This window comes from Paraglaciecola psychrophila 170 (assembly GCF_000347635.1).
Classification (GTDB): Bacteria; Pseudomonadota; Gammaproteobacteria; order Enterobacterales; family Alteromonadaceae; genus Paraglaciecola; species Paraglaciecola psychrophila.
In genome coordinates, this window is record NC_020514.1 from 2,971,294 (window position 1) to 2,985,418 (window position 14,125).

General features: G+C 40.4%; 11 protein-coding genes and 1 pseudogene. 4 read left to right on the forward strand and 8 right to left on the reverse strand.

The window, feature by feature from the left end:
- Nucleotide 1: 1 nt before the first annotated feature.
- A complete protein-coding gene (locus tag C427_RS12975) occupies nt 2-613 on the reverse strand; it encodes a c-type cytochrome (RefSeq protein ID WP_007641715.1) in 612 nt (203 codons plus the stop codon).
- The gene (locus C427_RS12980; protein ID WP_007641713.1) at nt 603-2,192 is read right to left on the reverse strand and encodes a flavin monoamine oxidase family protein; all 1,590 of its coding nucleotides are present in this window, start codon (nt 2,190-2,192) and stop codon (nt 603-605) included. The genes C427_RS12975 and C427_RS12980 overlap by 11 nt, the downstream gene beginning before the upstream one ends.
- Nucleotides 2,193-2,532: 340 nt before the next feature.
- On the opposite strand from C427_RS12980, the gene C427_RS12985 reads away from it, so the two are divergent.
- Entirely contained in the window at nt 2,533-3,531 is a 999-nt protein-coding gene (locus C427_RS12985) for a LysR family transcriptional regulator (RefSeq protein WP_007641711.1), read from the forward strand.
- Between the two features lie 13 nt (nt 3,532-3,544).
- Here C427_RS12985 and C427_RS12990 read toward each other — a convergent pair whose 3' ends face one another.
- From C427_RS12990 to nagZ, 3 genes and pseudogenes are all read right to left on the reverse strand, one after another.
- Nucleotides 3,545-3,871, reverse strand: coding sequence for a YunC family protein (locus C427_RS12990; RefSeq protein ID WP_007641710.1), 327 nt, complete (start codon nt 3,869-3,871; stop codon nt 3,545-3,547).
- A 226-nt stretch (nt 3,872-4,097) separates the two neighbouring features.
- Nucleotides 4,098-5,521: pseudogene (locus tag C427_RS12995) on the reverse strand (SLC13 family permease).
- Nucleotides 5,511-6,536 carry a beta-N-acetylhexosaminidase gene (gene nagZ, locus C427_RS13000; RefSeq protein WP_007641706.1) on the reverse strand — a complete coding sequence of 342 codons (1,026 nt, stop codon included), beginning with the start codon at nt 6,534-6,536 and terminating at the stop codon, nt 5,511-5,513. Before nagZ ends, C427_RS12995 begins: the two are co-directional and overlap by 11 nt.
- 155 nt (nt 6,537-6,691) lie before the next feature.
- Here nagZ and nadK point away from each other — a divergent pair, with 155 nt between their 5' ends.
- From nadK to C427_RS13015, 3 genes are all read left to right on the forward strand, one after another.
- Nucleotides 6,692-7,567 carry an NAD(+) kinase gene (gene nadK, locus C427_RS13005; protein WP_034900077.1) on the forward strand — a complete coding sequence of 292 codons (876 nt, stop codon included), beginning with the start codon at nt 6,692-6,694 and terminating at the stop codon, nt 7,565-7,567.
- A 112-nt stretch (nt 7,568-7,679) separates the two neighbouring features.
- A complete protein-coding gene (gene recN, locus C427_RS13010) occupies nt 7,680-9,353 on the forward strand; it encodes a DNA repair protein RecN (RefSeq protein WP_007641704.1) in 1,674 nt (557 codons plus the stop codon).
- Nucleotides 9,354-9,469: 116 nt separating this feature from the next.
- Nucleotides 9,470-9,826: an outer membrane protein assembly factor BamE gene (locus tag C427_RS13015; protein ID WP_007641703.1), complete on the forward strand. Its 357-nt coding sequence runs from the start codon at nt 9,470-9,472 to the stop codon at nt 9,824-9,826.
- A 30-nt stretch (nt 9,827-9,856) separates the two neighbouring features.
- On the opposite strand, the gene rlmM is transcribed toward C427_RS13015, so the two are convergent.
- From rlmM to C427_RS13030, 3 genes are all read right to left on the reverse strand, one after another.
- Nucleotides 9,857-10,924 (reverse strand): 23S rRNA (cytidine(2498)-2'-O)-methyltransferase RlmM, encoded by a 1,068-nt coding sequence (gene rlmM / locus C427_RS13020; RefSeq protein ID WP_007641702.1) that lies wholly within the window; start codon nt 10,922-10,924, stop codon nt 9,857-9,859.
- A complete protein-coding gene (locus tag C427_RS13025) occupies nt 10,924-11,295 on the reverse strand; it encodes a DUF423 domain-containing protein (RefSeq protein WP_007641701.1) in 372 nt (123 codons plus the stop codon). The genes rlmM and C427_RS13025 overlap by 1 nt, the downstream gene beginning before the upstream one ends.
- A 270-nt stretch (nt 11,296-11,565) precedes the next feature.
- A complete protein-coding gene (locus tag C427_RS13030) occupies nt 11,566-13,890 on the reverse strand; it encodes a TonB-dependent receptor (RefSeq protein ID WP_007641699.1) in 2,325 nt (774 codons plus the stop codon).
- Nucleotides 13,891-14,125 lie beyond the last annotated feature (235 nt).

Sequence of the window (14,125 nt, forward strand, 5' to 3'; positions counted from 1 at the left end):
ATTACTTTAATTGTTGAATATAAGCGGCAACGTTAGCTGCATCTTGTTCCGATGTAACAACAGCACTTGCTGCCTTCATCTGCTGTCCATACGTGTCACTCACCTCTGCACCACGAAGACCCAGACGAAAATGATTAAGTTGGGTTACTATGTACCAATCGTTTAAACTGCTTAATTTTGGCGCGCCGAGAGTTTCATTACCTACGGCTTGAGGGCCGTGACAAGCTGCACACGTTTGATAAAGTGCCTTTCCAGCTTGCGCATCGGCATGAATGCTAGAAGTAGGCTTAGCTGAATTTGTTTTAGTGACCCATTTGGCAATATCGGTAAGTTGTTGGTCAGACAGATTGCTCACCATCTTCATCATTTCACCTCCGGTGGCATCATCAGGATGGGCCCCTCTCATGCCACTTTTAAATTTTTTCAACTGACGTTCGATATACCATTGAGATAAGCCCGTTAGCCTTGGCGCACCAATATTGACATTGCCTTTTAATTGACTACCGTGGCAAACGGTACAATATACAAGGCTTTCAGGCGTTATGGCCTCCTCTGCGATAACGCTATAGGAAAGACTAAAAAGTAAGGTGAAAACTGCTGATTTAACTAACATGGCTGGCCTCCCCATGATTGATATTGGCACCTAATAGTTTATTGAGTTGTTGCAGCGCCTGTTCACTTGAGGCTAAAGCACCTTCTTGCCAACCACTGTGATGACTGATTTGATCGCCAATCATAAAGTGACGACCTTCTGGCTCTTGTAACAAATGATAATATTTTTCAAAGTCGCCCTCACTCATTTGCATGCCGCAGCCCATTTGGTGATTCATGCGAGCCCACGGAATGGTGATACCATTTTCAATATATTTGCTATAACCGGGATGGATTTTTTCACCTGAAATCGCACCTGCTTTTAAGCGTTCTTGTTGCGACATGGCTTCAAATTTAGCGCTCACTTTCGGATCCCATGTGTAGGCTCCCAAAAGTATTCCTTTTTGTGCATGTATATCGTGTGACGGATACCACAGCTGGTTAATTGGATCAGAGGTATAACTGATACCGCCGAAGATACCGTCTCGTTCCCAAAAGCGTTCTTTCATTTGATAAGCAATTTTGAACAAATGTCCGCGCTTAATACTGTCCAGTCCTGATTGATACATTGCTGAGAAGTTGTTCTCAATACCAGCCATAAAATATGCAGGAATGTTATTGAAGCAATAATCGGCTTGCACTGTATGGAACTTGCCTCCCTGCTCATAAGTCACTTCAACGCCTTTGTCTCGATTATAAATCTTCTTAACTTGAGCATTTAATACCGGGGGAGTTTTCAAATATTTCAAAAAGCCCTTAACAACAGCATCCATACCACCTATGGGCTCCATTAAAGGTTCACACCAGTCATACAGTTCAGCGCCTAACAGACCGCCGTACCAGAAACTGCTATCAAGCATCTCTTTTAATTCGATGGGTGCATGGGGTTTGGGGAAATCCAACATGCGATCAGTAGTTGAACCAGCTCTGTTGCTACCGATGTATTTTCCATTTTCTGTCAAGTCACCAAAGGTCTGAGAAAATTTCATTAACTTACTAACATCTTCTTCACTAAGAAGTTGATCAAACTGGTTTGAATCAGCAGACTTCCACAACAATTCAGACATCAATCCACGAACATCGGTATGGTATTCAATAATGCGTTTAGGTTTACCGCCTAATGACTTGTCATCATGGAAATATGCCATCTTGCTACTATTTGCTTTGATCTGTAATGGCACATTGAGTGCTCTGCAATAGTGCAATAAACGTCTATGATGTCCTGGAATACGTGCTGGACCGCAGTTAAAAAATAAATTGTCTTGTTGATCAAAGTTGCAAATTTGTGGGTTACCCATCTCATCGATTTTATCACCGTTGCGAACAGTTAGATTACGTCCTCCCGGTCGAAAAGAGGCTTCTAAAATGGTGCAGTCAAAGCCTGCTCGTTCGAGCTCTAATGCAGTGGATAATCCAGCGATACCAGCACCCAAAATTAGGGCCGTTGGTTTATTACCTTTTGACGCAGGTTTAACCTTAACTGGGCCAGAGTAACGATCATCGGGCATCAACCCCATAGCTAGACTGGTTTTGAGTAACGCTGAGGAACCACCTGCGGCTCCAACATAAGATAAAAACTGTCTTCTTGTAATATTCAACATAATTATTCTAACTACACCCCCGAATTAAATCGGTACGACACGTGAAAAATCAGAATTTCATGCTAGCGATTCTTAGGCTTAGGTAGAACGCAATATAATATTGTGCACCCCCCTACTTTTTATATACCCCCCGATTTTCATTGGCCAAGGAGTCATAACATTTATCAAAAATAAACTTTTATTTGGGTTTTGAGTAAAATCTAGCAAAACAATTAAATTCCCTCGAAAATACAAATGGCATTAAATTTGCTACGTTCAGGTATACAAAATTATGACCAACAAAATTCTTAGGTTTAACAAAGAAATTAGAGACGTTTTTCCATTTTATTTAGGGTAATTGATGAATTCGAAACAGTTACAGTATTTTTTAGCTACTGCAGAGCAAGGTAGTATTGCAGCCGCGGCTAAACATTTAGACGTCGCGCAACCGGCTATAAGTTTGCAACTCACTAATTTAGAGCATGAGCTGAAAATAAAACTGCTAGAGAGAGATTTTCGTGGGGTTAAATTAACTGATGCTGGTAATCGTTTTGAACAGCATGCTCGTATTATTATGGAGAAAATACAAGCAGCCAAAACAGACTTAATTGGTGAACAAGCAGAATGTAAAGGCAAAGTAGTTGTTGGCCTTAACCAATCAAGTTGTAACGTGTTATCAGTTGCCTTACTAAATGAGTTAGAGCATAGATTTACTGACATCGAATTAAGCTTTAAAATAGGCCCATTTGATATGATTGAAAACTGGTTAGCTGAAGACCAAATAGATATTGCAGTGTGTCACAAACCCATCACGAAAAATGGTATTTCAGACGCGCTCCCACTTATTCGTGAAGATATAAATTTATATATCTCTCCTCATCCACAAAACCCTTCTTACAGCGAACTTGCAATGCACTCTTCGATTCCATTTGTAGAGTTACAATATTACGATATTTTTCTGCCAGATAAACAAGATACGTTAACTATTATGTTAACAAAACAAGCAAACAAGTCTGGTATCACCCTTAAATCCAAGGCCGCTTTTGGTCAATTAATGACAACCTTACATTATGTTACGCAAGGCTTAGGCTTGGTGATTTGCCCTTCATCAGCAGTGTTTCATTTAGAATCATGTAAACAATTGAGGGTGATTAACATCATCCAACCTAGTTTACAGCGTGATGTTTTTTTACAGCTCGCTCACAAAAAACAACATGAGCCAGCTGCAATGGCTGTTTTTGAACTGCTTCGAGAAATCACCGCCCTCTCACATGATAATAAAAATTGGCGCGGCACATTACTAGATAGAAAATATGCCATTCCGTCAGTCAACAATATTGAGACATTGGTTACCGGTTAATCCCTGTGCTCTCTTAACGCAGTAGTTCCAGAGCATCGGCACCTGGCATGCCTATTTGTATGCCAAGTTTGATTGCTTCTTCAGACACGGCCAATACAGGCTTATATAACATATCGTCATATTGATTGACGCCAGAAACAATGGCACACGCTTCTCCAGTTTTGTCACAAGTGGTCACATTAAGGTAGCCACAAGCTAACAATCCCTTTTCACCCTGAATTGTCAACAAAGGCAGTTTTAATTCTATTCTGTCTTTTTTTAAGTTGCCCCAATTAAACGTGTCTGCATATAAGTTAGGTACAAATAACCAAAATAAAACCAACCAATTAAAATTTTTCATCTACTAATTCTCTCAACATGGATAAGACACACGCACTATTGAATGCGCACATGAGTAACTTTCTAAGTTTAAGGCAGATTTTGTGCCAATATATTTTTAGGGCTAATTTATTGGGGTGACGAGCAACAGCTAAGTTAGTGCTGCACTAGGTTGGACTCTTATAGTTATATTTTCGGGCACCCTCCTTAATCTTGCGACTATAAATCACTATCAATGAAAGTGTACTTTACAACGTAAAGTAACTTACACCAGTAATAACGAACGCTAAGAATATGTTCAGTGCAAAGCCTTCCCTAGCCATAGTTTGAATACTAAATTTGTCCATCCCATATACGATGGCATTAGGTGCTGTTGCTACAGGCAACATAAAAGCACAGCTTGCACTAATGGCGGCTGGCATCATCATCAATGCGGGATCAATCCCAGCTGCAACACCTGCAGCGGCGAGAATTGGCATCAATAAGGTGGCAGTAGCCGTATTTGAAGTAATTTCAGTTAAAAAAGTCACAAACAAACAAATACACAGGATTAACAAAGGTACAGGTAAGTCAGATAACCCCGTCAAGCCATCCCCCATTAAGGCACTTAACCCTGAAGCAGAAAACGCTTTTGCAATACAAATACCCCCTGCAAATAACAACAACATGCCCCATGGAATCGACACTGCAGTATCCCAATCAAGTAATTTGTCTGACTTTGGTTTATTGATAACTTCACCAAATTTTGTGTCTTTTGGGCAGGCCTCTAATGCTTTCTCTTTGTTACCGCTGGGGATAAGAAACATTAATACCACGCCTGCCAAAGCAATACTGCTGTCGCCAATACTTGGCATATTTAACCATACTGTCCAATAAGGTCGAAACATCCAAGCTAACGCTACCAACACAAATGTTATCAACACCCGCTTTTCAGCAGGTTGCCAAGCCCCAGATTTAGGTAAAATATACTCTTGAGTACTTTCTAGATTACGGGTTAACCACCAAGCAATCACCGGAATGCCAATCACCACTATAGGTACACCAGTTTTCATCCACTCGAGGAAACTGATTTCTTTGCCTTGTGTTTCAAGGTAAACACTCATAAAAATAATGTTCGGAGGGGTGCCTACAGGCGTACCCACTCCGCCTAAACTAGCTGCGTAAGCAATGCCCAGTAACATAGCAATAGTCAGCTTAGGATCTTTTACATGTTGTAATACTGCCAGCGTGATGGGCAATAACATCAAGGTAGTGGCTGAATTAGAAATCCACATACTTAGAATAGCGGCAGTCAACATAAAGCCAAACACCAACCGTTTAGCACTTTTACCGCCAGTGAGATTAACCAAGTAAAAAGCCAATCGACTATGCACATTAGACTTTTCCAATGCCTTTGAAAGCATAAACGCGCCCATCAACAATAAAATAACGTGGCTGCCCAGCGCCGAGGCAGACTCTTTATGGGTTAATACCCCCGCCATAGGAAAACCGAAAAAGGAATAAGCGAGGTAACAGGAATAGGCAGTGCTTCAGTTACCCATAACATGGCAGTAAATAGCGTAATAGAGGCTGTAGAGGCAATCAAATGTGGCTGACCAACAGCTACTAGCCCAAAATACAGCACAGTTGCACTCATAGCCGAGATTAAAATTAGTTTGTTGTTAGTTTGCATAGAATTGGTCTAATACTTTGCTAGCGATTTGATGCTCAGTGGTCTTTTTCAGAGTAGAAAAATCGACACTAGTCGTTTTCCTGAGACGTGTAATTCTTTCTAAGCTATTTTTATGCAGACTCATACCTGAGGGTAACTCATCAATCACCTTAACTGCCCCTTTTGGATCATTGCATACCAACACCATGTCACAACCAGCTTCTATGGCCAACTCGGCACGATCAACAATATTGCCCATTTGTACTGCACCTTGCATCGACAAATCATCAGAAAATACTACACCATTAAAATCCAGTTCTTGGCGCAAAATCTGTTTGATCCACTGTTGGGAAAAACCTGCAGGTAAATCATCTACATCTGGATAAATAACATGGGCTGGCATCACCGCATCCAATAACCCTTGCTGATGAATAGATTTAAAAATTGCCATATCGAGAGCGAAAATTTCTTCACGACTGCGTTTATCTACAGGCATAGCAATATGGGAATCCTCGAGTATATTGCCATGTCCGGGGAAATGTTTACCGGTGGCAGACATGCCAGCCCGATGCATACCTTTGATAAATTTGCTGGCTAATTGAACAATGATGTCCGGTTGCTGATGAAAACTACGATCTCCAATCACTGCGGATACACCATGAATATCGAGCACTGGAGCAAAACTAATGTCGATATCGAAAGTTAATAGTTCTGCTGCCATTAACCACCCAAATTGTTCACATAAATAACCTGAAAGTTGAATATCTCCATCTGTTTGAAGATGAATACGGCCCATTGCAGGAATGTCGCTGAATCCTTGACGAAAGCGCTGCACTCTTCCCCCTTCATGGTCTGTCGCAATCAAAACATCGTTACGCGTAACAGATCTTATGTGCCGTACTAAGTCAGAAAGCTGTTTTTGATCGTGATAGTTACGGCTGAATAAAATAAGCCCACCAACTAAGGGGTGATCGAGTATATCTATCTCTTCGTGTGTCAGTTCAAAACCTGAAACATCTAACATTAATGGCCCCATTAATTAGTGCTCTTCTTTTATTAGTATACAAATTTAATGAACATACTATAGGGATGATCAAATCCTGTCGTCAATCAATTAATCGAAACGAAAAATATGACTTTCAAACGCTCTCGTGGTTATACTTTGGCAAATAGTTATTTATGTTGTTTTCAATGAAGTTTAAAACCGTAGGTTTAATTGGCAAACAGGCACATCAAGGTGCAAATTTGAGTTTCAAGGCCTTAATAGTCTATTTGACTGAACGTGGCTGTCGGATATTAGTCGAAACAAACACTGCGCAAAAATTAGATACAAATGGTTGCGAATCTGCAGATATAACTGAAATTGGTAAACAAGCTGACTTAGCTATAGTGGTCGGTGGTGATGGCAATATGCTTGGCGCAGCTCGTGTGCTTGCAGAGTATAATGTAGCGGTGGTAGGAGTTAACCGCGGTAACTTAGGTTTTTTGACCGATATCAATCCCAATGATATTGAACCGCAACTAGATAGCATCTTTGACGGCGATTGCCAAATAGAGCAACGTTTTTTGTTAGAAGTCGAAGTTTATCGAGATGGTAAAGTACAAAGCAAAGACTCTGCGGTAAACGAAGTAGTAATTCACCACGGCAAAGTAGCACACATGATGGAATTTGAAGTATATCTGGATGATAACTTTGTTTTCAGTCAGCGCTCTGATGGCTTAATTGTGGCGACGCCAACAGGCTCTACAGCATATTCGTTATCTGGTGGAGGTCCCATTCTTACCCCTAACTTAGATGCATTAACTTTAGTACCCATGTTTCCACACACATTAAGCAGTCGCCCAATAGTAGTAGATGCCAACAGCACAGTAAAATTAAAAGTATCTCCTGAAAACACCGATAATATGCAAGTCAGTTGTGATAGCCACATTGTGCTAACAGTCTTACCTGGAGACGAAATTGTTATTTGTAAAAATCCGGCCAAACTGTCTCTAATTCATCCTAAAGACTATAATTATTTCAATGTGTTACGCACAAAACTTGGCTGGGGCAGTAAACTTTACTAGTCACTTGCAGCATTTTTTAAAGAGATAACTAGACACTGAGCAAAAGCATGTATATATTTACAGGTACTGTATGTTTAAACATGCTTTTATATGTCTTTATTGAGGATTAAAAATGCTTACCCACTTATCCATTCGTAATTTCGCTATTGTTAAAACACTAGATGTTGATTTTAGTCATGGTATGACTGCTATTACCGGTGAAACAGGTGCAGGTAAGTCGATTTCGGTTGACGCATTAGGCTTATGTTTGGGCGACAGGGCAGACATTAGCATGGTGCGTACCGGCGCTGATAAAGCAGAAGTATGTGCTGGTTTTAATGTAAAGCAGCTACCTGGAGCCATGAAGTGGCTTGAAGAGCACGAACTGACAGACCACGATGAGGTATTGATTAGGCGGGTTATTTCCTCTGAGGGACGTTCTAAAGCCTTTGTCAATGGTACGCCAGTTCCTTTACAACAGCTAAAACAACTTGGTCAATTTTTATTGAGTATCCATGGGCAACACGCCCATCAACAAATTTTGAAAAGTGACAATCAACGCAACTTACTTGATCAGTACGCTGAGCATGGCAACTTGTTGAGTAACGTGGCAGATGCTTACCAAACTCTCCGAGCTCAACGACAACACTATCAAAGTTTATTGGAAGGCCAGCAACAACGCGAAGATCGTAGCCAGTTATTATCCTATCAAATCCAAGAACTTGACGAATATGCCTTAGCAGAAGGGGAATTTGGGTCGCTAGAAGTCGAACATAAAAGGCTCAGCAACAGCCAAACTTTATTGGAACAAAGTCAAATTAGTTTTCATCAACTTTATGAGGCAGAAGAGTTTAATGCATTATCAGCGGTACAAAACAGTGTAGACCGCTTAACTGAGTTGCAAGAGCACGACCCTAGCCTTGCGCCTATTGTAACAATGTTAACCGAAGCCTGTATTCAAATTGACGAAGCGGCTAACGAATTAAGAGCGTATACTGAACAACTCGAAATCGACCCTATGCGTATGCAAAACGTCGAAGCCCGCTATTCACAAGCCTTAGATTTATCTAGAAAGCATAATGTTCGGCCCGAGACATTATATGACTTTCATCAACAGCTTTCCGCTGAGTTTAGTGAATTAATTAAAGACGACTCATTGTTAGAAGAATTAAAAATTCAACTATGTGAGTTAGACAAACAATATCACCTAGCTGCCAACAAACTTAGTCTATCAAGGCAAAAAGCCGCCAAGTCTTTTGCTAAACAAGTCGAGCATCATATTCACAAAATGAACATGGCTGATGCGGTGTTTAAAATTGAAGTTGAACATCAGGTCCAAGGTACCCCTAACAAATTGGGCTTAGACTCGGTGCAGTTTGTAGTGTCGACCAATAAGGGCCAAGCCTTAGATAATCTTGAAAAAGTCGTATCAGGCGGCGAACTGTCACGGATTGGACTAGCTATTCAAGTGATTAGCTCTAGCAATAACGATATCGCCACCATGATTTTTGATGAAGTTGACAGCGGCATAAGTGGTTCAACTGCATCTGTGGTAGGCCAGTTATTACGTAAGCTAGGCGAAACTGCACAAGTGATTTGTGTCACTCATTTACCTCAAGTAGCTGCTCGAGCGCACAATCAAATGTTTGTTACAAAGTTCAGTGATAAAAAAACCACAGAAACTCATATGATTTGTTTACAAGAAAATGAACGAATTGAAGAGTTGGCACGTCTACTAGCAGGAGATACTCTTACCGAATCAGCGATAGCGAATGCCAGAGAATTGCTACAAATCAGTAATTCATAGCAATTAGGTATTGATTGCGCTAACGCGGCTGGGTTAGGATGCTTCGCTTAATAAATGTGAGTTACTCTCGCATTTATCCGTTTTCGCTTTTTTACACGCAGAGATATTGAGTAACAATGAAGTTTAAGAATTTACTGGTTATATTAACCGCCACCATGATGTTGTCAGCCTGTGCTGATTGGATTTTCCGAATTGATGTACCTCAAGGTAACTTTTTGGATGATAAAGATGTTAAAAAGCTTAGAATAGACATGACCAAAGAACAGGTTGTGTATGTGTTAGGTAAACCTGTTTTAGAAGACGCATTTGATCATGATACCTGGTATTACTTATATCAAATGAAACGCGGTATGAAACAACGTGGTGAAGACTTTCGCAAAGACCTGACCATAAAGTTTGTTGATGACAAGGTAGCTGAAGTAACTGGTGATTTCGAATTATCTGAAGACTTTACTATTTCACTTGATCAATAAATCATTTTCTATTTTATATCTTATCCAGTTTTATTTTAGCCTCAAATGCACTGTCACCTCTTCTCTGTTGTGATATAAATGCTTAGCCTGCAAAATGTATTTTCCTGCTTGTTGAGCATGCATTACCTCTTCAATAATCGCTAAGGCTCCCTGCACAGACTCATAGCGTTTTTTCATGGGTAACTTAAGATTAAACATGGCTTCCTTACAGCGGCCGTCTGCTACCCAACTAGCCATGAGTTTGGCTACACGTTGAGGTTGCTCAATCATATCGCAGACTAACCAGTAAACATTTTTCTTCTTAGGCTGAAATTTAAACCCATCTTCAGGGCAATAGGTCACCTGCCCTGTTTCCATTAATGCAGCATCCATAGCACCATTGTCAACTGCTTGCACAAACATGCCTCGCTGTACAAGTTGATAGGTCCATCCACCTGGACAAGCACCCAAGTCAACGGCGTATAAACCACCTTGCAGGCGCACGTCATGTTCTTCTTTGGGGATAAACGTCTGAAACGCTTCATCAAGCTTCAAGGTAGAACGACTTGGCGCGTCATGGGGGAACTTCAAGCGTAAGATACCTAACGCCAAAGGTGAGTTATTATGTGTAAATGAATAACCGATATAGGCCTTATCAGTTTTGGTGAAAAACACATGTAATACAGGTTTCTTGATATTATCCTTGGCAGTTAACCTGTTCTTCTTACGTAGAGCTTGCCTAAAGGGCACGCTTATCTTTCTGCATAATTTCGACAGTTCCCTGCCATCTGTTGTATCGGCATATTCAACCCGTAACTCACCACATAACGGAAAGCCTTCGCAAGCGTCTAAAAGTGGAGTAATACGGTCTGCAACATCCATTTCTTCAATCATTTGTTTACAAGCAAATTGCTGACGTGCAAAAATCAAGTTGTTGAATATTAGCTTGTTTGCTAATAACTCAGCATGTTCTTCCTCATAACAATTAAATAAAACAAAGCCACTGTTAGCTTTAGTTTTCGCATAACCAAACGCCTCCAATTGGGTGGCTTTCTCTTGCACTTCATTCGCTACATCATTTTCAAAACCACTGCGGCAATACAACAATAATCCAGCCATTAACTCGCTCCTTTTAGAGCTGCAGCTGCCAACAATGCCCAACCAACAATAAAACAAACCCCGCCAATCGGCGTGATCGGTCCAAACCATTTAATCTGGGTGAGCGCCAACATATACAAACTTCCGCTAAACAAAATAATACCCGCAAACATAAAGCCTGCACTGTAAAAAAGTAATGATTGCGGCATTTGGCGATACAAAATAACTAACAATATTAAAGCGAGGCTGTGATACATCTGATACTGCACACCTGTTTGGAAGGTGTTTAAAAGTGTTTCAGATAACTTACTTTTGAGGCCGTGAGCCGCGAATGCACCTAAAACAACTGATATCAAAGCGCTGCAAGCAGCGAGACTTAGTAGGATTTTCATCAGAAATTGACTCATAAGATAGATTGATATCTAGCAAACACCCTGTTGTGTGTTTGCATAAAAGGTGATCATAACAAAATCAGGCCTTGTTAGTTATCAAATACGTTATTTGCCTACTATTGAGTGTTCATGCCAGGCGACATGGCACTCAATAGCAACAATTTTGTTGATGCTGTATGGTTAAATCTAGGTAAAAGACTATTTGTCAAAATATGAGAATAGACAATAACCTTTATCCTCTCTCATATAAAACTATGTTTTTGATATTGTCTAAAAGTCTGCGTACACACGAACACCCGCAATAAAGGGCATACCCGCAACAAATGTCGGTAAACCGAAACCACCGCCGGTGTTTCCTGCATCGATGATATAATCTTCATCTAACAAGTTATCGGCGTATAATTCGACTTTCCAAGGACTGTTCTCTTTACTCAACTTGATAGATACATCTGTAAGCCAATAAGCATCTTGCGCTAAATCAGGACGATTACTGCTCTCAAAAAAGGTCTTCGTCTGGTAAGAGCTTATTAAATCAAATGCAACATCGAAATGCTGTATCTTGACCGACTTATTAAAGAAAAACGCTGCGCTCAGTTCTGGTGCTAATCGGAAAGTATTACCACCATAATCAAACCTTGAACCAACATTTGTATTCTTGTCAAACTCGGCATCCAATAAACCTAAGTTTGCCCCTACCCGCAAACTATCATCAAACACGTAATCAAGGGTAGATTCAAAGCCAAACATATTCGAATCGCCCACAGTCACAGTTTGACTTTCTAATGTTTGGTTATCGGTAAAGCTTTGCTGAAAATTTTGATAGGTGTAAGCAAATAGTGCCGCAGTGAATGACAGGTTTTTAGCATAATACTTCAGTCCAATATCATAACTGTCTACGGTTTCGGCTTCGACAATAGAATTTTCTCCAAAAGCATTTGCATCCACCACAGGTGAACGCCGACCTTCTGCATAATTGAAGTAAATTGACATATTATTTGAATAGTTATAATTCAAAGATACTCGCGGTAGCGTTGCTGTAAAATTCTCTTCAGCAGATGCGCTAAATGTATTGAAAAATGTATCTTTCGAAAATCGTGTTTCATCTATGTAGCGCACGCCAGCTGTAATAGCTAAATCGTCAGTCAAATCATAAGTACCTTCGACAACAAAAGAGTTAATATCCAAATTACCTTCAAAAACGAACGGCCCATTGATCGTTGTAGTCGAAGTAGATGGATCACTTATAGGCGTTCCGTCTGCATTAAATAAAGAAGCAATTAACAACTGTCTCACTGCAGCGGTTTCTTCAATAGTTGCGTCAGTGCGTACATCATTGATCAAAGAAACATTAGGAAATTGAACCGCAAGTTCAGCTAACTTTGCGTCAAGAGCACCGCGTAAAACAGGATCAACCAACTGCACAAAGGGAAGGATCGACTCGTCCTTTGTAGAGGAAAAACCAATAAAACCTGCAAAAGGTCCATCTGGGGTATATACCAAACGTGCACCGAATCCAGATAAATCAGCATTGTTTTCGAAAAATGCATCTTGGATACGTAACCCAGTACCATCCGCATCAAAATACTCTTCTACTTCTACATTTTTAACATAGCCATTGGCAGTTAACGTTAAACTATCACTAAAATAATGGGTCACTGCGACATCATAAGATTGCAATTCTCGATCAATACCAATCAATGAACCGAAACCTAGCTCTGCTGCAGAAAAAGGGCTAGTATCTCCGTTTAGCGGTGCAATCGAGCCACTTTTGAAAGATATGCCAGGCTGATCATTATTTTCTATAGATGCACGCAGTACAACGTTGCTATGTTCGAAATCAGCTCTTAGAGTAGCTCTGACTGCTTCGACCGATACTCCATTTAAATCTCCTCCTGCACACGATTGAGACACACCATTTTGATCGGTAATAAAGCCAGAAGGATTATAAGAGTCAGGTCCACACCCTTTGTTTTCAATAATGCCATCTTGTTCTCGGTACATCGTCGCTAAACGAAATGCCAGAATATCGTTAATAGGGGTGTTGACCATACCGCGGAATTCCAGTGCCCCCTCAGTGTTTGTAGCCAGTCTTACACTCGCTTCAAACTTATCAGAAGGAAGAGCAGAGATAATGCTAATAGCGCCATTTGCAGCAGCTGCGCCGAATAATGTTGGTTGAGCACCTTTTAAGACTTCAATACGGTCAATATCATATAAGCCCACACTCGCTACTGTTTTCTTACTGACGTCAATACCATCCTGATAAACAGAAATACGCGGTGTCGAAGTAACACTGGCTGAATCGTCGGTAATGCCTCTAATGTTAAATGATGGCAAGCTCACACCTTGCTCTTGGATCACAACATTAGGTAAAAAACGGGATAAGTCATCTAATTCTGTGGTGTTGGTACGATCTAAAAACTCTCCTTGGATAACATCCATAGTGACAGGCACATCCAGAATAAATTGTTCGCGCTGCTGCGCTGTAACGGTAATCTTTTCAATACCACCTTCTCTACTCTCAGCTTTAACTGCATGAGAAATTAACACACCAATGGTACTTAAGCTGAATATCAATATCGGCAACTTACTCATAAAAACCCTTTCAAATTATTAGATAAATAGAATCAGACGCAGTTCTAGTTTTTTGGCTCAAAGCCGCCTACGTCATAAGGAATAATGAGTTATTTTTGTGTCATTAATATTGCATTAAAATTAAGCTTTTAAGAAAAGCAGAGCGATAATTAAATTAGTTTGAGGGAGATGTTCGAAGCGTTCACCGGCTAAACAAGATAGTTAGGTAGCGATATTTGTGTCTGATGATAGTCTA